21 protein-coding genes are annotated in these 20,219 nt (G+C 63.2%); 10 read left to right on the top strand and 11 right to left on the bottom strand.

All coding sequences use genetic code 11. The annotated features are described in order from the left end of the window. Window positions 1-5: 5 nt before the first annotated feature. The 5 genes from MesoLj_RS17650 (at window position 6) to MesoLj_RS17630 (ending at window position 4,833) form a co-directional block, all read left to right on the top strand. Window positions 6-728, top strand: a complete 723-nt coding sequence (locus MesoLj_RS17650) for a M15 family metallopeptidase (protein ID WP_202326917.1) — start codon at window positions 6-8, stop codon at window positions 726-728. Between the two features lie 211 nt (window positions 729-939). Further along, entirely contained in the window at window positions 940-1,968 is a 1,029-nt protein-coding gene (locus MesoLj_RS17645) for a sulfate ABC transporter substrate-binding protein (RefSeq protein ID WP_202326915.1), read from the top strand. A gap of 82 nt (window positions 1,969-2,050) precedes the next feature. Continuing rightward, complete coding sequence (gene cysT / locus MesoLj_RS17640; protein ID WP_202326913.1) at window positions 2,051-2,902, top strand: sulfate ABC transporter permease subunit CysT; 852 nt, start codon at window positions 2,051-2,053, stop codon at window positions 2,900-2,902. Further along, entirely contained in the window at window positions 2,895-3,779 is an 885-nt protein-coding gene (gene cysW / locus MesoLj_RS17635) for a sulfate ABC transporter permease subunit CysW (RefSeq protein ID WP_056571857.1), read from the top strand. The genes cysT and cysW overlap by 8 nt, the downstream gene beginning before the upstream one ends. A gap of 13 nt (window positions 3,780-3,792) precedes the next feature. Beyond that, on the top strand, window positions 3,793-4,833 hold the full coding sequence (locus MesoLj_RS17630) for a sulfate/molybdate ABC transporter ATP-binding protein (protein ID WP_056571856.1): 1,041 nt from the start codon (window positions 3,793-3,795) through the stop codon (window positions 4,831-4,833). A 16-nt stretch (window positions 4,834-4,849) separates the two neighbouring features. Here MesoLj_RS17630 and MesoLj_RS17625 read toward each other — a convergent pair whose 3' ends face one another. Together MesoLj_RS17625 and MesoLj_RS17620 are read right to left on the bottom strand one after the other, a co-directional pair. Next, window positions 4,850-5,248, bottom strand: a complete 399-nt coding sequence (locus tag MesoLj_RS17625) for a type II toxin-antitoxin system VapC family toxin (protein WP_140775720.1) — start codon at window positions 5,246-5,248, stop codon at window positions 4,850-4,852. Further along, complete coding sequence (locus tag MesoLj_RS17620) at window positions 5,248-5,523, bottom strand: antitoxin (RefSeq protein ID WP_140775945.1); 276 nt, start codon at window positions 5,521-5,523, stop codon at window positions 5,248-5,250. Before MesoLj_RS17620 ends, MesoLj_RS17625 begins: the two co-directional genes overlap by 1 nt. A 224-nt stretch (window positions 5,524-5,747) precedes the next feature. On the opposite strand from MesoLj_RS17620, the gene MesoLj_RS17615 reads away from it, so the two are divergent. From MesoLj_RS17615 to MesoLj_RS17605, 3 genes are all read left to right on the top strand, one after another. Then, a complete protein-coding gene (locus MesoLj_RS17615) occupies window positions 5,748-6,734 on the top strand; it encodes a sulfate ABC transporter substrate-binding protein (RefSeq protein ID WP_202326911.1) in 987 nt (328 codons plus the stop codon). Window positions 6,735-6,972: 238 nt separating this feature from the next. Then, a complete protein-coding gene (locus tag MesoLj_RS17610) occupies window positions 6,973-7,422 on the top strand; it encodes an RrF2 family transcriptional regulator (protein WP_027029809.1) in 450 nt (149 codons plus the stop codon). Between the two features lie 201 nt (window positions 7,423-7,623). Beyond that, window positions 7,624-8,760 (top strand): hypothetical protein, encoded by a 1,137-nt coding sequence (locus tag MesoLj_RS17605; RefSeq protein WP_202326909.1) that lies wholly within the window; start codon window positions 7,624-7,626, stop codon window positions 8,758-8,760. On the opposite strand, the gene MesoLj_RS17600 is transcribed toward MesoLj_RS17605, so the two are convergent. The 7 genes from MesoLj_RS17600 to MesoLj_RS17570 form a co-directional block, all read right to left on the bottom strand. Beyond that, window positions 8,755-9,303 (bottom strand): gluconokinase, encoded by a 549-nt coding sequence (locus MesoLj_RS17600; protein WP_140775717.1) that lies wholly within the window; start codon window positions 9,301-9,303, stop codon window positions 8,755-8,757. The two genes, MesoLj_RS17605 and MesoLj_RS17600, sit on opposite strands and share 6 nt — an antisense overlap. A gap of 116 nt (window positions 9,304-9,419) precedes the next feature. After that, window positions 9,420-10,406 carry an ABC transporter permease gene (locus tag MesoLj_RS17595; protein ID WP_155772460.1) on the bottom strand — a complete coding sequence of 329 codons (987 nt, stop codon included), beginning with the start codon at window positions 10,404-10,406 and terminating at the stop codon, window positions 9,420-9,422. Window positions 10,407-10,420: 14 nt separating this feature from the next. Beyond that, on the bottom strand, window positions 10,421-11,401 hold the full coding sequence (locus tag MesoLj_RS17590) for an ABC transporter permease (RefSeq protein ID WP_202326908.1): 981 nt from the start codon (window positions 11,399-11,401) through the stop codon (window positions 10,421-10,423). Beyond that, complete coding sequence (locus MesoLj_RS17585; protein ID WP_202326907.1) at window positions 11,398-12,945, bottom strand: sugar ABC transporter ATP-binding protein; 1,548 nt, start codon at window positions 12,943-12,945, stop codon at window positions 11,398-11,400. The genes MesoLj_RS17590 and MesoLj_RS17585 overlap by 4 nt, the downstream gene beginning before the upstream one ends. Window positions 12,946-13,019: 74 nt before the next feature. Further along, window positions 13,020-14,147: a sugar ABC transporter substrate-binding protein gene (locus MesoLj_RS17580; RefSeq protein WP_140775714.1), complete on the bottom strand. Its 1,128-nt coding sequence runs from the start codon at window positions 14,145-14,147 to the stop codon at window positions 13,020-13,022. A 308-nt stretch (window positions 14,148-14,455) separates the two neighbouring features. Continuing rightward, complete coding sequence (locus tag MesoLj_RS17575; protein WP_172349732.1) at window positions 14,456-15,484, bottom strand: LacI family DNA-binding transcriptional regulator; 1,029 nt, start codon at window positions 15,482-15,484, stop codon at window positions 14,456-14,458. A gap of 137 nt (window positions 15,485-15,621) precedes the next feature. Next, the gene (locus MesoLj_RS17570) at window positions 15,622-16,851 is read right to left on the bottom strand and encodes an MFS transporter (protein WP_202326906.1); all 1,230 of its coding nucleotides are present in this window, start codon (window positions 16,849-16,851) and stop codon (window positions 15,622-15,624) included. Between the two features lie 178 nt (window positions 16,852-17,029). Here MesoLj_RS17570 and MesoLj_RS17565 point away from each other — a divergent pair, with 178 nt between their 5' ends. Beyond that, window positions 17,030-17,320, top strand: coding sequence for a DUF3175 domain-containing protein (locus tag MesoLj_RS17565; RefSeq protein WP_202326905.1), 291 nt, complete (start codon window positions 17,030-17,032; stop codon window positions 17,318-17,320). 62 nt (window positions 17,321-17,382) lie between these two features. On the opposite strand, the gene MesoLj_RS17560 is transcribed toward MesoLj_RS17565, so the two are convergent. Continuing rightward, a complete protein-coding gene (locus tag MesoLj_RS17560; RefSeq protein ID WP_140775710.1) occupies window positions 17,383-18,159 on the bottom strand; it encodes a FadR/GntR family transcriptional regulator in 777 nt (258 codons plus the stop codon). Between the two features lie 102 nt (window positions 18,160-18,261). Continuing rightward, window positions 18,262-19,158 carry an NAD-dependent epimerase/dehydratase family protein gene (locus tag MesoLj_RS17555; protein ID WP_202326902.1) on the bottom strand — a complete coding sequence of 299 codons (897 nt, stop codon included), beginning with the start codon at window positions 19,156-19,158 and terminating at the stop codon, window positions 18,262-18,264. 119 nt (window positions 19,159-19,277) lie between these two features. Between MesoLj_RS17555 and MesoLj_RS17550 the strand changes: the two genes are divergently transcribed. After that, entirely contained in the window at window positions 19,278-20,216 is a 939-nt protein-coding gene (locus MesoLj_RS17550) for an NAD(P)-dependent oxidoreductase (protein WP_202326900.1), read from the top strand. The last annotated feature ends 3 nt before the right edge of the window (window positions 20,217-20,219 follow it).

Genomic DNA, 20,219 nt, shown 5'->3' with positions numbered 1-20,219 from the left:
ATAGAATGCGCCAGGCGATTCAGCGCGTTGGCTTTTGCGCGCTGGCGCTTGCGGCTTCTGTTCCGCCGGCACATGCCGATACCCTCCCCGCCGGCTTCGTTCGGCTCGCCGATATCGATCCCTCCATCCGCCAGGACATCCGCTACGCCGGACCGGACGATTTCCTGCACCGCAAGGTGAGTGGCTATGAGGCGCCGGTCTGCATTCTCACCCGGCAGGCGGCGCAAGCTCTTGCCGGTATCCAGCAGGAGATCGCCGCGAAAGGCCTGACGCTGGTCGTGTTCGACTGCTACCGCCCTGCCCGCGCCGTTGCCGACATGGGCGAATGGACGCGAGCGGGCGGTCCGCCCGACCCGCAATGGTATCCGAAGGTCAGGCGCGGCGACCTCATCGCCAAAGGCTATGTCGGTGAACTGTCGACCCATTCGCGCGGCTCGACCGTCGATGTCGCTATTGCGCGGGCCGACGGTCCGGCGGTCTCCAAACCGGCCTGTGGCGCCATCGATGCCGATACGCTCGACTTCGGCACCGGTTTCGACTGTTTCGACCCGATGAGCGAGACGGCGCACCGCCCGCTCGGCAACGAAGCGGCGGCAAACCGCACGCTGCTCGTCGATGCCATGCGTACCGGCGGCTTCAAGAACTACGCCCGCGAATGGTGGCATTTCACGCTCGGTCACGAGCCCTTTCCAAACCAGCGTTTCGATTTCCCGGTAAGCGCCGAATAAGCGGCGGGATCAAACCGAATGCGGCCTTGCCTCGGCATCGCGCATCCCTAGATAGGACCTCGAGTCCGCGCGGGGTGTCGATGAGGAAAATATTTCCCGACATGGCGCAAGATCATCCAATATTTTCTTCAGGAGGGCAAAAAAGGGAACATTCGATGCATCTAATTTCTATCAATTCGCTAGATTTGGCGCGGGTTCAACGGAGGCAGAAATGACCAAACCTCATTTCAGGAAACTGCTCGGCGCACTGGTCGCCACATCTGTCCAGTTCGGCACGCTCGGTTTCGCGTTCGCCGACACCACCATCCTCAACGTGTCCTACGATCCGACACGCGAGCTCTACAAGGCCTACGACGAGGCTTTCGTCGCCCATTGGAAAGCCGAGACCGGCGAGACGGTGACGATCCAGCAGTCGCATGGCGGATCGGGTGCCCAGGCCCGCGCCGTGATCGACGGCCTCGATGCCGACGTGGTCACGCTGGCGCTCGAGGGCGACATCAACGCCATTGTCTCGAAGTCGAAAAAGATCAATCCCGACTGGCGCAAGAAATTCGAAAACAATTCAGCGCCTTACACCTCGACCATCATCTTCCTGGTCCGCAAGGGCAATCCCAAGGGGATCCACGACTGGGATGACCTCGTCAAGGACGGCACCCAGGTGATCACCCCCAACCCCAAGACCTCGGGTGGCGCACGCTGGAACTATCTGGCCGCCTGGGCCTATGCCAACGCCCATGACGGCGGCGACGAGGCCAAGACCAAGGAATTCGTCGGCAAGCTTTACGCCAATGCCCCGGTTCTCGACACCGGTGCGCGCGGCTCGACCGTCACCTTCGCGCAAAAGGGCATCGGCGACGTGCTGATCGGCTGGGAAAACGATGCCTATCTGGCACTCGACGAATTCGGCGCCGACAATTTCGAGATCGTCTATCCGCCGACCTCGATCCTGGCCGAGCCGCCGGTGGCGATCGTCGACGCCAATGTCGATGCCAGGGGCACGCGCAAGGTGGCCGAAGCCTATCTCGGCTGGCTCTATTCCAAGGAAGGCCAGACGATCATCGCCAAGAACCACTATCGTCCGGCCAAGCCCGAACTCGTCGCACCGGCGGATCTGCCCAAGACCCCCGATATCAAGCTGATCTCCATCGACGATCCGCTTTTCGGCGGCTGGAAGAAGGCGCAGCCTTATCATTTCGGCGACGGTGGTATATTCGACCAGATCTACAAGCCGGCCCAGTGAGGTTCGGTTGTTCTGAGGAAGCCCGCCAATGGGCTTCTTCAAGCAAAGTCCGGTTGAATAAGAAGGGACAATCCAGAACTTCATGACGACAGCACCCGCGCAGGCGGGGTGGCGGTTCAAGCAGCCGAGTGTCATTCCGGGTTTCGGATTGACGCTCGGCTTCTCGCTTGCCTACCTCACCCTCATCATCCTCATTCCGCTATCCGGGCTGATCTGGCGCTCGGCCTCTCTCGGCTGGGCTGAATTCTGGGCGATCGCCAGCGACCGCCGCACCATCAATGCGCTGGAAATCAGCTTCGGCACCGCCTTCCTCGCGGCTGCCGTCAATGTCGTCTTCGGCACGCTCGTCGCCTGGGTGCTGGTGCGCTACCGCTTTCCCGGCCGCCGCATCGTCGACGCAATGGTCGACCTGCCCTTCGCGCTGCCGACCGCGGTCGCCGGCATCGCGCTGACCACGCTCTACGCACCGAACGGCTGGATCGGCAAATTGCTGATGCCGCTGGGCATCAAGGTCGCCTACACGCCGCTCGGCATCGTCATCGCGTTGGTCTTCATCGGCCTGCCCTTCGTCGTGCGCACCGTGCAGCCGATCATGGAAGAAATCGACAAGGAGGTGGAGGAAGCCGCCGCGACGCTTGGCGCCAACCGCTTCCAGATCATCACCCGCGTGCTGTTCCCGGGCCTGGCGCCGGCCATCATCACCGGCTTTTCGCTGGCCTTCGCGCGCGGCGTCGGCGAATACGGCTCGGTCATCTTCATCGCCGGCAACTTGCCCTACAGATCCGAGATCGCTCCACTTCTGATCGTCATCCGGCTGGAGGAGTACAATTACCCGGCGGCGACCGCGATCGCGGCGATCATGCTCGCTCTGTCGTTCGTCATGCTTCTGGTCGTCAATCTGGTGCAGACATGGAGCCGCAAGCGCTATGGCTGATCCCGAAATCAAATCCTACGAACCCTACCATGAGAGCCGCTCGGCGGCGGTGACCGAAAGCCGGCCGGCACAGGCCGTGCTGATGGCGATCGTTTTTGCCTTCCTCGGCGTCTTTCTGCTCCTGCCGCTGATCATCGTCTTCCATGAGGCGCTGGCGAAAGGCATCGGTGCCTATACGCAAGCGCTGGGCGAACCGGATGCGCGCTCGGCCATCCACCTGACACTGCTCGTCGCGGCGATCTCCGTGCCGCTCAATGTCGTCTTCGGCATCTCAGCCGCCTGGGCCATCGCCAAGTTCGAGTTCAAGGGCAAGGCTTTCCTGACCACGCTGATCGACCTGCCCTTCTCGGTCTCGCCGGTCATCTCAGGCCTGGTCTACGTGCTTCTGTTCGGTGCGCAGGGGCTGCTCGGAGAATGGCTGAAGGCACACGGCATCCAGATCCTGTTCGCCGTGCCCGGCATCGTGCTGGCCACCGTGTTCGTCACCTTCCCCTTCGTCGCCCGCGAACTGATCCCGCTGATGCAGGAACAAGGCAATGGCGACGAGGAAGCGGCGCTCTCGCTCGGCGCCAATGGCTGGCAGACCTTCTGGTACGTCACGCTGCCCAACGTCAAATGGGGCCTGCTCTATGGCGTGCTCCTGTGCAACGCGCGCGCCATGGGCGAATTCGGCGCGGTTTCGGTGGTTTCGGGTCACATACGCGGCCTGACCAACACCATGCCGCTGCATGTCGAAATCCTCTACAACGAGTACAATGCCGTCGGCGCCTTCGCCGTCGCCTCATTGCTTGCCGGGCTGGCGCTCGTCACGCTGGTCTTGAAAACACTGCTCGAGATGCGCTACGGCGCCGAACTCGCCGCGACGCGCGGACACTGACAGAGGGATTTGTATGGAAGTTCGCGTTGCCAACGTGCGCAAGGAGTTTGAGCGGTTTCCAGCGCTCCACGACGTATCGCTCGACATCAAGTCGGGCGAACTCATCGCGCTGCTGGGGCCGTCCGGCTCGGGCAAGACGACGCTGCTCAGGCTGATCGCAGGGCTGGAACGGCCAACGCGCGGCAAGATCTTCTTCGGCGACGAAGACGCCTCGCAGAAGTCGATCCAGGAGCGCAATGTCGGCTTCGTCTTCCAGCATTATGCGCTGTTCCGGCACATGACGGTGGCCGACAATATCGGCTTCGGCCTGAAGGTCCGGCATGGGTCCTCGCGGCCGCCGGCGCAGGAAATCCGCCGCCGTGCCTCCGAGCTTCTCGATCTCGTTCAGCTTTCCGGCCTCGAAAAGCGTTATCCGGCCCAGTTGTCCGGCGGCCAGCGCCAGCGTGTCGCGCTCGCCCGCGCCATGGCGATCGAGCCCAAGGTGCTGCTGCTCGACGAGCCGTTCGGCGCGCTCGATGCTCAGGTCCGCCGGGAACTGCGCCGCTGGCTGCGCGAGATCCATGACCGCACCGGCCACACCACCGTCTTCGTCACCCACGACCAGGAAGAGGCACTGGAGCTTGCCGACCGCGTCGTGGTGATGAGCCAGGGCCGCATCGAGCAGGTCGGTACGGCGGACGATATCTACGACACGCCGAACTCGCCCTTCGTCTACGGCTTCATCGGCGAATCGAGCTCGCTTCCCGTCAAGGTCGAGAATGGCGAGATCTGGCTCGCTGATCGCCCCATCGGACTAGCCGCGCCGCACGCGCCCGAGGGTGACGCGACGCTCTATTTCCGCCCGCACGACGTCGAACTGCTGGACGGCTGCAGCGGCTGCATCGCCGGTACGGTCGCCGCCAGCCGCCGCGTCGCCGGCACGCGTCGGGTGGAGCTTGAGATCGGCGGCGATCGCCAGCGGGTCGAGATCGAACTGCCCGTCGATCATCCGGCGGCACAGAAAAGCCGGGTGGCGTTCCGTCCGGGGCGCTGGAAGCTGTTTCCGGCGGCTTGATCTTTCGGGTCAGGCGCTATTCCAGCCAGTTCTCGACCTTCAGCTTCCGTATCCGGGCGAACTCCCCCACATTGGCCGTCACCAATGTGGTGCCCAATACGCAGGCGTGAGCGGCAATAAAAAGGTCATTGTGGCCAATGGGTTGGCCAGCGGCCTCCAACTCGGCGCGAAGCGCGCCGTATTCAGCGTCCACCGGTACGTCGAGCGGCAATACAGGGATCTCAGCCAGCAAATCCTCGACCTTCTTGAGCAGTTTGGCCGATCCCTTCCTGGCGCAGCCATATCGCAATTCAGAGGCAACGACGATGCTGGTGCAAACAGCGGCATCACCTTCGCGCACCATTGCACTGGCGGCCTTGCCGGCCGGGTTTCGGATCATGTCGCTGATGACGTTTGTATCCAACATGAACCGCATCAAAAAATGTCCTCGGCTTCAACAGGCGCATCCTTGATCTCGGGAAAGTCGTCCTCAGGACCAAGCGGTGGCTCTTTCGCCCATTGGGCGAGCAGAGCGGCAAGGCCGGGTTTGCGGAGCGGCTCGATGACAAGACGGTCGCCTTCGCGGCTGATCAGAACCTTGTCGCCGGGAAGCTCGAATTCGACAGGAATACGCACCGCCTGGCTGCGATTGTTGCGGAAGAGCTTGGCCTCCTTCGGAGGCGACGTGGTTGTATGCCGATGCTGGGGCACGGTTGCCTCCGTTTGTATATGCCATATGTATATGCCAAATGATCGTCCTGCACAAGGAATACAGACCGAAGTGAGTGTCATCTGGAATAGAATTCCAAGGACTCGTTGTGTCGATAATATCTTTTCTCGCAGCGAGGGCGCGGACCCCTCATGCATACCTCGCCGTGCCCCATGCGCCACGGCTATGGTTGCGCCGTTGACACATTGCATCCGGAGCCTTTTTCATGAAGCGATTTTTCCTCGGCGTTGCCACCGTCGCCGGCCTGTTCCTCGCATCCTCCCAAGCCTGGTCGGCCGACAAGCTGCTCAACGCCTCCTATGACGTCGGCCGCGAACTGTTCGTTCAGGTCAACAAGGCCTTCATATCAGCGCATCCGGGCGTGACCGTCGACCAGTCGCATGCGGGCACCTCTGCGCAGGCGCGCGCCATCGCCGAGGGCCTTGGCGCCGATGTCGTCACCTTCAACCAGGTCACCGACATCGATTTTCTGGTCAAGAAAGGCTTTGTCTCGGCCGACTGGCAGAAGGACTTTCCCGACAACGCCTCCCCGTTCTATTCGCTGCCTTCGTTCCTTGTCCGCGCGGGCAACCCCAAGCATATCAAGGACTGGAACGATCTGGTGCGCGACGACGTGCAGGTGATCTTCCCCAACCCGAAGACCTCGGGCAATGCGCGCTACACCTATCTGGCGGCCACGGCCTACGCCAAGGAAGCCTTCAAGGGCGACGACACCAAGGTGAAGGAGTTCATCACCAAGCTGTTCAACAACGTGCCGATCTTCGACACGGGCGGCCGCGCCGCGACCACCACTTTCGTGCAGCGCGAGATCGGCGATGTGCTGATCACCTTCGAATCCGAGACGCGCGGCATCCGCAAGGAGTATGGCGATGACAAGTTCGAGCAGGTCACGCCTTCGGTCAGCCTGCTCGCCGAATTCCCGGTGGCGATCGTCGACAAGGTCGCCGACGAGCACGGCACGCGCGACCTGGCCAAGACCTATCTCGACTTCCTCTACACGCCCGAAGGCCAGGACATCCTCGCACAGAACGGCAACCGCGTGCGTGACGCAGCCGTCGCGGCCAAATACAAGGCTGACTTCCCCGAGGTACGGCTGTTGACCGTGGAAGACGTCTTCGGCGGCTGGGACAAGATCCAGAAAGAGCATTTCGCCGCCGGCGGCCTGCTCGATCAGGCCTATGGCAGCCGCTGAAGGCTCACTGCACATATTGAGCAGATAAGCAAAGCCGGCATTGAGCCGGCTTTCTTCGTTTTGCCTTCAGCCGGCGCCATCCCTGCGAAACGCTACAAAGAATCAACGCGTTTGTGCCTAACGTGCCATTTGGCGTCTTGTTGTCGCAAAATACCATTGCGCGGCAAAACCGTCATTATTTGCACACAAACAGCCGCCAGATGCGGGGTGGTTGGGGTTTCAACGGGTTGACTCGGGCATGCTGACAAAAAAAGGCAAATACGGCCTCAAGGCCCTCGTGCATCTTTCCAGTCTTCCGATTGGCCAATTGGCCTTCGTCAACGACATCGCCGTCGCCAACAACATCCCGAAGAAATTCCTGGATGCCATCCTGGGCGAATTGCGCAATGCCGGCTTCGTCCAGAGCCGCAAGGGCAAGGAAGGCGGCTATCGCCTCGCCCGCCCCGCCTCGGAGATCAAGATCGGCCACGTCGTGCGCGTGCTCGACGGGCCGCTGGCACCCATTCCCTGCGCCAGCCGCACGCAGTACCAGCGCTGCGAGGATTGCGACGAGGCGACCTGCCAGGTCCGGCACATGATGCTGGAAGTGCGCCAGGCAATCGCCGAGGTGCTCGACAACAGAAGCCTCGCCGCCATGCGCGATGCCGATAACGACGATTTCCCGGTCGAGCTGTCCTCGCAAATCTAATGCATGTCGCCCAAAAGTGATCTCGGTTTTGGGAGAACGACATGCATAACGACAAAGATTTAAAGCGCGTCGCATGAATCCGTTTCAATGCGACACGCTTAAATCAACGGCTGGCGAACACCGTTCATCCCCGTGAGATTGCGCGATGCGCGCAGGCGCATTAAAGCGGTCTTGCAACAGGAACAGATGGACGCCCGCTGGATGAGGCTGTCGACGTTCGCGAAATCCCGAAAGGCTGCCCGCGGACCGCCCGCCACGGCCAGGTTCCAGACTGAAATCATCGCCGATGTCCTTGTGCCGGAAAGGGCTGAGGACGTGCGTTTCTTCAGCCGCAGGATCGTCCGTCCCGAAAAAATGCGCCGGTTCTCGAACCAGGACCTGCGCGAAACCCTCCTGGCCGCCTTCTATCTCATGGTCGCGGCTTCGGTGCCGGTGCGCTGGTGGGCGTCGATTTGCGATCGGATGTCCAGGCTTCGCCTGAAACGCCATATGCGCAAGCAATTTCCAGGCTATGCCGCCGCGACGCGCGCGGTGCTTGGCGGCGGCATCGACGCACGCAAGCTGTTCGAGGCATTGCTCGCGGCGCGCCACCGCCGCCGGCTGCAGTTTGCAGCGCACCTCGCCGGTTTCCGGTGGTCCCCGATTGTCCGGCTGGAGGGACAGGAGGGACTGCAGGCGGCCTTGCGGCGCGGCCATGGCGCCATCATCTGGTGCGATCAGTTCACCTCCCAGACCATCTTCGGCAAGCGCGCCCTGCACGAGGCGGATATCGAGGCGCATCAGGTGAGTGTCAATTCACATGGTGTCTCGGAATCGATGTTCGGTCTGCGTTTCCTGAACCCGCCGATGGTCAAGGTCGAGAACCGCTACCTCAAGAGCCGCGTCGCCTTCGAGCGCGAAGATGCCTATCAGGTCACCATCCGCATCCAGAAGATCCTGAAGCGCAATGGCGTGGTGCTGATGACCAACACCATCCATGCGGGCTCGACCTTCACCGAGGTCGCGCTCGGCGAAGGTGGCTGGACGCATCTTGCTTCCGCACCGGCGAACTTCGCCGCGAGGGGCAAGGCGGCGCTGTTTGCCATGTCGACCTTCGAGACCATTCCCTTCCGTGAATACCGGGCCGTCATCAGCCCGGAGCTGTTGCCGGCTGAAGCGGAAACGGGACGGGACGGAGCCAAGGACATGGTGCTGCAGGCACGCTATATCCTGCTCAAGCGCGACCGGCTGCTCGAAGCGCTGAAACTGTTTCCCGAACAGATGCTGATATGGTCCGGCAGCCGAAGGCTGACGGAAGCCCCGGACGATGCCATCACAACCGGCGATACCGGCTCATGATTTGGCCAGCAGCCGGATCGCGTCGGCAACCACATCGGCGACGGGTCTCGTCGCGTCGATCGTCAGGGCCCGCTCATCGCTGCCCGGCGGCTCCAGTATGGCGAACTGGCTGTCGACCAGGCTGGCCGGCATGAAATGCCCCTTCCGGCTGGCGACCCGCTCACTTGCCGTCGCCGGGTCGATCTCCAGGTAGAGGAAGGTGATATCGGGGCAAAAACCACGCAGACGTTCGCGATAGCCACGCTTCAGCGCCGAGCAGGCCGCGACCACGCCCTGCCCTTTGCCGACCGATGCCGCGATGTGTTCGCCGATCGCATCGAGCCAGCCTTCGCGCAGTTGATCGGTGAGCGGCTCGCCGCTTGCCATGCGGGCGACATTCTCGGGCGGGTGCAGCCTGTCGCCCTCGATGAAGATGGCGCCCAGCGCGGCCGCAAGCGCGGTGCCGACGGCCGACTTGCCGCAGCCGGCGACGCCCATCACCACAATGGCCGGAGGCACTGAGCCAGGGGCGCGTGTCGGCGCCTGCGCTGCTTCTTCGTCCACGGCTAGAGCATGACGCCGAAAAGTGTGAAGCGGTCTTCGGACGACATCATGCTCTATCTCCTTGATTCAGCGGCGGATTCAGATTTCAGGTCGATTCGACCTGAAATCGTCCGGCTCTAGCGGCTTGCCGGCGCGCGGCCGTAGAGCAACAGCATGGCGACGATGACAACGCCATAGATGATCTGCCGCCCCGCCTCCGGCATCTGCATGACCGACAGGATGGATTGCAAGAGCGTGATCAGGATGACGCCGGCAACGGTGCCGAGATAGGACCCGCGCCCGCCGAGGATCGAGGTGCCGCCAAGCACGACCGCGGCGATCGACGGCAAGAGATAGGCATCGCCCATCGACTGCGCCGCCTTCGACGCGTAGCCGGCCAGAAGCACGCCGCCGAAGGCGGAGAGCCCGCCTGAGACGGCGAAGGCGATCATCACCACACGCCTTGTGTCGATGCCCGAGAGATAGGCGGCCCGCTCACGGTTGCCGATGCCGTAGACGGTGCGGCCGAAGCCGGTGCGGGTCAGCACGAACACCATCGCGGCCCCGATCAGCGCCCAGATGATGACCGCGTTGGGGACGCCCGGAATGGCGAAGCCGGTGGCGAGGTAACGCATGGCGCCGGTGGCCGAATCCTGCGGCGAGAAGCCGCCGGTGTAGACCACCATCAGCCCTTGCGCGACGGCGTTGGTGGCAAGTGTGATGATCATCGAGGGAATGCGCAGATAGGCAACGCCGATGCCGTTGACGACGCCGATCAGCACGCCGCAGAAGATGCCGAACGGGATGGCCAGCGCGACGCCGACCGGACCGTAGGCAGCCGCAGCGCATGCCATCATGGCGCCCGCCGCCACCGCCCAGGGCACCGACAGGTCGATCTGGCCCAGCAGGATGACCAGCATCATGCCGGTGGCGATGACACCGAGGAATGAGGCCACCTTGAGCTGCTGCAGCAGATATTCAGGCGACAGGAAGCTTCTGGAATAGAGGCTGCCCAGCAACAGCAGCACCACGATACAGGCAAAAGCCGTCAGCACCGCCGGATCGGCGCGGCGGATGAATTTCGGCATGCGGCCGGCAATGCCGCCATCGCTCTTCCCAACCATCGGCGTCGTTTCGCTCACAGGAACCACTCCAGCCGGTTGCGGACCCGAAACAGGGCGAAGGCGCCAAGGCTGACGGCGACCAGCAGGATAACGCCCTGGAACAAAGGCTGCCAGAGCGGATCGAAATCGAACACGAACAACAGGTCGCCAATGGTGCGGAAAGCGAGCGCGCCGAAGATGGCGCCAATGGCGCTGCCCTTGCCGCCGAACAGCGAGACGCCGCCAAGCACCACGGCGGCGATCGAGAACAGCGTGTAGGAGTTGCCGCTGGCATAGGCCGCCTCGCCGGTATAGGTGAAGAAGGTCAGGAACAGGCCGCCGATCGATGCCAGCAGCCCGGCCAGCGTGTAGGCGGCGAACTTGCCGCGCCGGATCGGCACGCCCGACATGTAGGCCGCCGTCTCCGACGATCCCGCCGCGTAGGCGGCCCGGCCAAGCACCGAGCGGCTGAACGGCACCCAGACCACCAGCACGATGGCCAGCAGCACGACGAGGCTCGCCGGCACCACGCCGAACACGCGGCCGGTCAGCGCATCGGCAAGATCCTCATTGACCGAGCCGCCCGGGAATGGCCGCAGCAACAGACCGATGCCGTAATAGACGGCGCCAGTGGCGATGGTGGCGACGATCGGCTGCAGCCGTCCATAGATGACGATGGCGCCGTTGATGGCGCCGCACAGAAGGCCGACCACCAGCACGGCGATGACGCCGAGCGCCGTCTGCGCCGGCGTGCCCACCACCAGCCAGGACGCCAGGCAGTTGGTGAGCAGGAAGATCATGCCGACGGACAGGTCGATGCCGGCGGTGATCACCACCAGCGTCTGCGCCATGGCGACGAAGGCGAGCAGCACGCCCTTGTTGGCCGCCGTCTGCACCACATTGGCGGTGAAACCGGCCGGGTGGTTCGAGGTGTAGATGACGAACATGACGATGAAGATGCCGAGCGCCAGCAGCGTTCCGCGCTGCTCGGCCAGCCAGTAGCGCCAATCTTTCACACGCTTGCTCCCAGGCCCACCGGGCTCTCCTCGCCATGGATGTTGAGCGCGCTCGAGATCAGCGCCCGCTCGGTGATCTCGGCGCCGACCAGTTCGCGCTTGACCGCGCCATCGTAAAGCACCAGCACACGGTCGCAGCAGCCGATCAGCTCGTCATAGTCGGTCGAATAGAACAGGATCGCCGCACCCGCATCCGCCAGCTTGCGCATCAGCTGGTAGATCTCCTGCTTGGTGCCGACATCGATGCCGCGCGTCGGATCGTTGAGCAGGATGATGCGGGGCTGGCGCATCAGCCATTTGGCGATGACCACCTTCTGCTGGTTGCCGCCCGACAGCGCGCCGACCGGAATATCGAGACCCGCCGTCTTGATCGCGAGCAGGCCAACCATGTCGTCGATCAGCCGCTGCTCGGCGGCGCGGTCGATGATGCCGCTCCTGGACAGCCGGTCGAGCGCGGCGAAGGACAGGTTCTCGCGCACCGTCATCGGCAGCATCAAGCCTTCCGTCTTGCGGTCCTCCGGGATGAGCGCCATGCCGACGCCGTCCCGTCGGGCCACGGCGGGACTGCTGATGGCCACCGGCTTGCCGTCGATCAACACCTCGCCGGCAAGGCCGCGCAGCACGCCGAAGAAGGCAAGCAGCAATTCGCGCTGGCCCTGGCCGTCAAGACCGCCGAGGCCGACCACCTCGCCCGCCCTGACGGTCAGCGAGATGTCGTGCAGCCGGTCGGCCCAGGAGAGCTTGCGCGCTTCGAGCCTGGGGGCGGCGCTGGCCGGTGCCGCCGCCGGCTTGGGCGGAAAGATGTGGCTGTATTCGCGGCCGATCATCAGTTCGACCACCTCATTGTCGCTCTTCGAGCCGGCCTTGTAGCTGGCGACGTTGCGGCCGTTGCGGAACACCGTGCACTGATCGGCAAGTTCGGCGATCTCGTTCATGCGGTGCGAGATGTAGAGCAGCGCTAGCCCTTCCGAGCGCAGCCGCTTCAAGACGCCGAATATCTTCGAGACATCCGCCGCCGTCAGCGCCGATGTTGCCTCGTCGAGGATAAGGATGCGCGGCTTTCTGGCCAGCGCCTTGGCGATCTCGACCATCTGCCGGCGCGACAGCGGCAGGTCCTTGACCAGCGCCAGTGGATGGATGTCGGCCGCGCCAGCGCGGGCAAGGGCTTCCTCCGCGATGCGGCGCTGCGCCGTGCGATCTATCATGCCGAAGCGTTTGGGCGGATCGGAAATGACGATGTTGTCGGCAACGCTGAGCTCGGGGATCAGCGACAATTCCTGGAAGATGCAGACGATGCCGGCCTTGTTCGCCGCACCGGGCGAAGCGAAGGTCACTTCGCGGCCGTCCAGCATCATGCGGCCCTCGTCGGGCGCCACGACACCGGCCATGACCTTGATCAGCGTCGATTTGCCGGCGCCGTTTTCACCGAGAATGGCGTGGATGCTGCCGGCTTCGACCACAAGTTCGGCCTTTTCCAGCGCCCGCACGCCGCCATAGCGCTTGGATATGCCTTCCATGCGAAAGAGAGGAGCCGCACCGTCCATCAACCCTCCAGGGCCATTGTGGGATTGCAGGCTGGCGCCGCGGGTAAGCCGCGGCGCCAGGCATTGGCCAGCGATTACTGGTTTTCCTTGGTCTGCCCCATGATTTCCTGGGCACTGAAATTGATGCCGCAGGTCGGGAAGGAATTGCCGACGAAGAAATTGTCGGATTCCTTCGGGAAGTAATCCGTACCTTCCTTCATGTTCGGATCCGTGGCGACAGCCAGCGGCAGCTTCACTTCCTGTGGCACCACCTCGCCTTCGAGTGCCGCGATCGCGGTCTTGATGGCGACGGCAACCTGGGCCGGACCGGAGCCGGCGGAGGTGCATTTCAGGCCATCGGCGGAATGGGCCGCGCAGAACTTGCGGAAGCCGTTTTCGGTTTCGCCGCCGAACGGCACGAACGGATGCTTGGCGTCGATCATCGCCTGCACGATGCCGGTATCGCCGCCCTGGCCGGTGATGCCGTCGAACGGACCGTTGGTGGCGATGGCGTCGGCGGTCACCTTCTGCGCCACGCCGTCATCCCATTTGCCGGCGACTTCGGTGACGTCCCATTTCTTGCCGGAGGCGTCGAACACTTCATGGATGCCATTGTGGCGATCGGTATCGACGGAGGTGCCGGCCACGCCGCGCACCTCGAGGATCTTGCCGCCATTCGGCACCTTCTCGACCAGCCACTTGGCCCACAATTCGCCAAGACCCTTCTGGTCGACATTGACGTTGATGGCATCCTTGGTGTCGAGGATGTTGTCGAAGGCGACCAGCACGATGCCGGCTTCCTTGGCGCGCTTGATGACCGGACCGAAAGCGGTCGGGTTCTGGGCGTCGGTGACGATGGCGTCATAGCCGGAATCGATGAAATTGTTGATCGCCGAGATCTGAGCCGGCACATCCTCACCGGTCGAGACGACCTTGAATTCCTTGATCTTGGCCTTTACGTCCGGCTGCGCCGCATAGGCCTTGGCCGTCTGCACCATCTGGATGCGCCAGGTATTGGCGATATAGCCATTGGCGAAGGCGATGCGGAACGGGCCTTCCTTCTTTGGATATTTGAAGAATTTCGTGTCCGCGCCCCACGGCGCGAAGCAGTCGGCCTGGGCGGCGGGACCGGATACGATTTCCGGGCCGGCGGCCATGGCGGCCGAGTTGAGCATGACGAATGCGCTGGCGGCAACAATGCCACCGACAAGTGACTTGATCATCGATAATCCTCCCGATTGCAGTTCTGATTTGTCGGTTCAGTTTATGGAATTTTCGCGTTTCCGGCTGGCCCCTCCGCCTTGCCCAGTCACGCCTGCCAGGTGCCGAAGACCTCCGCGATCCCTCCCCTTGCCGTCCCCATCGATCGGGGGGAAATTTATCATATTATACATAATAAACAAGCTTGAGCTGTTGCTTATGTATAATAAACAGGCTTGGCACCTTTGCTGGCGATGCCCGTTCAGAGAAAATGGTAGCGCTACCATGACGTTGTGTAAAGCGCCATTTGCGGTCCTTCTCGAAAGTGTGTTCAGCGGGCCGTGCTCTCGCGGCGCTTGAGCTCGAAGCCGAGGTCAACGATACGTTGCTCCGGCCGGTCGCCGGCGATCGCGGCCAGCGCCATGGCCACCGCGCGCCTGCCGATTTCGTAGCGATGGGTGCGGATGCTGGTGATCGAGGGAAAGGCCACCTGCATCATATCGAGATCGTTGAAGCCGACGATGCCGATGGTCTTCGGCACATCGATCGCGGCGCGATGGCATTCGAACAGCACGCCGAGCGCGATATCGTCATTGTTGCAGAACACGCCGTCGAGCGTCGGCATCTTGGCAAGGGCATCGCGGAACATTTCGCGGCCGAGCGACACGCTGGACAGCACCGGCGTGGTGGTGATCAGGCGCGGGTCGAACAGGCCGGCCTTCTCCATCGCAGCGCGATAACCAGCCAGGCGCCGCTGCGAGCGCGGATCCATGCGCGCACCGATGAAGCCGATGCGTCGATACCCCACCTCGATCAGGTGCTCGGTCGCCGTCCTGCCGCCGTCGAGATGCGAGAAGCCGACCATCATGTCGACGGGATCCGGCCCGGTCTCCATCACTTGCACCACCGGGCAACCGGCATTTTCCAGCAGTTTTCGCGAGGTTGGCGTCTGGTCGATGCCTGCCACGATCAGCGCCGCCGGCCGCTGCGAGCCGAACACCTGCAAGAGCCGCTCTTCCTCCAGTCCCGAATAATGCGTGTTGCCCAGCTGGATGCGGAACGGACTGTCCGACAGGCTGTCATAGATGCCGCGCACCACCTCGGCGAAGACGTTGTTGGTGAGCGACGGCACCAGCACGCCGAACACCTCGGCCCGCGCCGAGGCCAGAGCCCGCGCATTGGGGTCCGGCACATAGCCAAGCTCATCGACGGCGGCCTGGATCTGACGGCGCAAATCCAGGCTGACACGCTCTGGCTCGCGCAACGCGCGCGACACTGTAATGGCGCCGACGCCGGCCTTGCGCGCGACGTCCGATATGGTCGGGCGGCCGCCGCCCCGGCGCGAGCGCGGCTTGATCATGGCCACGGCCCATGCGCGCGATCACCGGAACGCGCCCGCAACATGATCATCTGAGCTGTCGCCATTTCACCGGCCTGTTACCGCACCCTTCGGCCTCTGGGGTCGCGCAGTGCCTGCCTGTTGTCAAGCCGAGGTGCTCAGGCCGCTATGGCAGTCCTTTGCCTCGCCTTCCACATGAACAGCCCGATCGCCACTATGTTCAGCAGATTCCAGGCAATGCCGTTGAGGAAGGCGGCTGCGTAGGAGCCGGTCAGGTCGTAGATCCAACCCGACATCCAGCCGCCGATCGCCATGCCGAAGATCGTCGCCATCATGACGATGCCGATACGCTGGCCGGCCTCCTTGGCGGGCAGGTACTCGCGCACGATGATCGCATAGCAAGGCACGATGCCGCCTTGCGACAGGCCGAACACCAGCGACACGACGTAGAGCGAGGCCAGCCCGTCGAACGGAATGTAAAACAGCAGCGACAGGCACTGCAGCACCGAACCGATCAGCAGGGTTTTCGCGCCGCCGATGCGATCGGCGATGAAGCCGGAGGCAAGCCGGCTGACGACGCCCGCCGCCATCATGATCGACAACATGTCGGCGCCGTGCGCCATGCCGTAGCCAAGATCCATGCAATAGGCGACGATGTGCACCTGTGGCATCGACATCGCCACGCAACAGCCGAGGCCAGCGATGACCAGCAGCGTCTGCAGCGCCGCCGGCGACATGGGAATCGGCTGCACGGGCCGGCTCCCGGGCGAGCCGGCAGCGGCCGCGTCAGGAGCACCGCGTCGCAGCAACAGCACCAGGGGCACCATGGTGACCAGGCAGAAAACACCGATCGCCGCGTAGGTGAAGCGCCAGCCTTCCGCCTTGATCAGCGTCGGCATGATGGTGGGCCAGAGCGCGCCGGCGAGGTAGTTGCCGGCGGCCGCCGCCGTGACCGCGACGCCGCGCCGGCGGTTGAACCAGTGCGAGATGTCGGCGATCAGCGGCCCGAAGATCACTGACGTGCCGACACCGATCAGCACCCCTTGCGCAAGGGTGAACTGCAGGATCGAGGTCGAAAGTGCGGCGAGCAGCAGGCCCGCGGAGAGCGCCACGGAAGAGAACAGCGCCGGGATCCAATAGCCCATACGATCGATGGCGCGGCCGACCAGCACATTGCCGGCGGCGAAGCCCACCATGGTCGCGGTGTAGGGCATCGATGCAGCGGCACGGTCGACGCCGAACTCGGCCTGCACGGCGGGCAGCACCACGACCACCGCCCACATGCCGACCGCGCCGATCGTCGCCAGCAGCATTGAGATGGCCAGCCGCATCCACGCGTAGGAACTGTCGATGCCGGGACTGGGCCGGCTCAAGTCGGTTCGGGTCAAAGGCGTTTCCTGTCGGCGGTCTCGAAATCGGCTGCCGTTTTGGCCACTATCGGCACATTCTCGGCCCACAGCAGCGCCACGGCGAGCAAATCCGTGGCTCCAGAGCGGGCCCGAAGGCGGGAACCGACGCCAATGTCTGGAGTTTTCCGATCAGCGAACCCGCAAAGGAGTCCCAGCCATGACCACAGCCAGGAAGAAATGGTCGGCCGAGGTGACCGAGCACAGCGACGCGATGGATCTTGAGGATCACGTCTTCGAATCCGACGACGCCAAAAAGATCGCAGCCTCGCTCAAGCGGTCGGCCGAGCACAGCCACCGCCGCAAGGCCGAACCCTTCCAGTCAGCGATGTCGATGCTGAATTTCTACATCAACCGCGCCGGCAAGAACCTGCCCGCAGCGCGCAGGCAAGTGCTCGAGCACGCTAAGGACGAACTGCGCGTGGCCTTCGGCCGCGAAAAGGAAGATTAGCTCCCGGCCTAGTGTTTGTTGAGATTCAGGACAGGCCGGCATCACCTGAACATCAATACGCCCTAGCGCGACTTGATCACGTGGTCGGTGTTGGCCAGCAGCTTGCGAACCGCGGCGCGCGCCGCGTCCGGGCGTTGCAGCCGGATGTTCTTCTCGATCGCCTCATGCAGCTTTTGCACATGGTTGAGATCATCGACTTCCCGCGTGGTGAAGGTGAACAGGTGATCGAACGCGGATTCGATCAGCACGCCGAGCGGCACCAGAAGATCATTGCCGGAGGCGCGCAGGATGGCAAGGTGAAAGCGCGTGTCGGCGCGGGTGCGTTCCTGCAGGCTGGCGGCCTCCCCCATCTCGCGGCAGGCCTGGCTGATCTCGGCCATCTGCTCGTCGGTCCGGCGCATCGCCGCGAAAGCGGTCGCTTCCGGCTCGATGATGTGGCGGAACTCCTGCACCGTCTTCAGGAACACTTCGCGGTCCGGCGACGTCGCGTACCAGGCGAGCACATCGCGGTCGAGCAGGTTCCAGCGTTCTTTCGGCTCCACCCAGCTGCCGATCTTGGGGCGTGAGGCAAGCAGGCTCTTGGCCATCAGCATCTTGATCGCCTCGCGCACCGCCGAGCGGCTGACGCTGAAGGTCTCAGACCATTTGGCTTCGTTGGGCAGGATGGTGCCGGGCGGATAGTCGCCGCGCACGATCCGCAGCCCGATCTCGCTCGCCAGCGACGTGTGCACGCTGGCGCCGGGAATACGCGCCGCGTCGGGCCGTCGAACACCGGTCGAGCGCTCGGCGGCAGCCGCCTTGTCAGGCGATTTTTCCTTGTTCGGCTTCGCGTCCCGCATACGCTTCAGAAAGGCTGGTTTGTGGAAGCTGTCAAGCACCACGGAACGGTTGGGCCGCAAAGCGCCCCGCTATGCACAGCCCAGCCGCTTCTGCCCGGTCGCTCAGGCGGTTTTGACGTATTTGCGCCAGCTGTGTTCCGGGCGGAAGCCGAGCATGTCTCGCGCCTTGCGGTTCGACAGCAGCGTTTCGTATTCACCAAGCTCGGCCTTGACTGGCACGCCCGGATAGAAGCGCTTCAAAAGTTCCGCCGTCGGCAGGTCGGACGAGGTATCGTCATTGGCCGCGTTGAACACCTGGTAGCCGAGACCGTCCTTCTCGATGGCGCGTAGCGTGATCTGTCCGAGATCGCGCGCGTCGACATAGCTCCAGGCAATGCGCTTGCGAAAACCGGGATCGGCGAACCATTTCGGAAACAGCGAATATTCGTGCGGCTCGATGACATTGCCGATGCGCAAGGCATAGATGTCGGTGCCGTTGCGTTGCGCGAAGGCCCGCGCGGTCTTCTCGTTGACGATCTTCGACAGCGCGTAGCTGTCCATCGGATCGACGTCATACTCCTCGTCGAGCGGGAAATATTTGGGATCGCGCGGCTCGTTGGCGAACACCAGACCGTAGGTGGTCTCGCTGGAGGCGATGATGACCTTGCGGATGCCGAGCTTCACCGCCGCCTCGATGACATTGTACGTGCCCATCGCATTGATGCGGAACACCTCGTTATCGGGCGTGATCATGATGCGCGGGATGGCGGCGAAATGCACCACCGCATCCACCGGCTGCGGGCGCAGCGACGGGTCGAATTCGTGCAGGCCCATATAGCTCGACAGCGCGTTGAACACCTGCCCGCTGTCGGTGACGTCGGTGATCAGCGTGCGCACCTTGGGATTGTCGAGCGGCTTGGTGTCGATGTTGAGCACCTGGCAGCCCTGCTCGACAAGATATTGCACGACATGGCGCCCAGCCTTGCCGCTGCCGCCGGTGAACATGATCCGCTTCGTCATTCTCGTCTCCATGACAGGCTCTGGAATTCCCGTCTATTGTCAGACAATATTGCATTCCGCAACCACATATGGCTAAAACGGCGGCGCAATTATCGATAATCCGGGATAGGACAGACGACATGAACACCTCCGCCGCGCGCGAGACGATCGGCTTCATCGGCCTTGGCCTGATGGGGCACGGCATTGCCAAGAACATCGTCGACAAGGGCTATCCCCTGACATTCCTTGGCCGCAAGAACCGCAAGCCGGCGGAGGACCTTCTTGGCCGAGGCGCCAGGGAAGCATCGACCTCGCGCGAGGTCGCGGCTGCGTCCGACATTGTCTTCATCTGCGTCACCGGGTCGCGCGAAGTGGAAGCCATTATCCGCGGCCCCGGTGGCCTCAAGGAAGGCTTGAAGAAAGGTTCAGTCGTCGTCGACTGCTCGACCTCGGACCCGGTCTCGACCGTCTCGCTCGCGGCCGAACTCAACGCGCTTGGCATCGACTATGTCGACGCGCCGCTCAGCCGCACCCCGAAGGAAGCCTGGGAAGGCACGCTCGATGCCATGGTCGGCGCGCCGGACGCCGTCTTTGCCAGGGTGAAACCGGTGATCGAAACCTGGGCCGGCCGCATCGTCCACATCGGCGACACCGGCGATGGCCATCGCATGAAGCTGCTCAACAATTTCATTTCGCTGGGCTATGCCGCCATCTATTCCGAAGCATTGGCCCTGGCTGAAAAGGTCGGCATCTCGCCGCCGCGTTTCGACAGCGTCATCCGCAACGGCCGCATGGATTGCGGCTTCTACCAGACCTTCATGCGCTGGACGCTGGAAGGCGACCGCGACGCCCACAAATTCACCATCGCCAACGCCTTCAAGGACCTGACCTATCTGGAGTCCATGGCGGGTGCGGCCGGCATCGCCAACCCGCTCGGCAACGCCACCAAGAATTCCTTCGCCGGCGCCCATGCCACCGGTCCGGCCGAGCAGTTCGTGCCGATGCTGGCGACCCATATCGCCAAGGTCAACGGCGTCGACCTGATGCCGATGAAGGATGGCAAGAAGCAGACGATCTGAGGC

The organism is Mesorhizobium sp. 113-3-9, from assembly GCF_016756515.1.
Classification (GTDB): domain Bacteria; phylum Pseudomonadota; class Alphaproteobacteria; order Rhizobiales; family Rhizobiaceae; genus Mesorhizobium.
The sequence above is the reverse complement of the archived record's forward strand: the minus strand, read 5'-3'. Positions and strand labels throughout refer to the sequence as shown.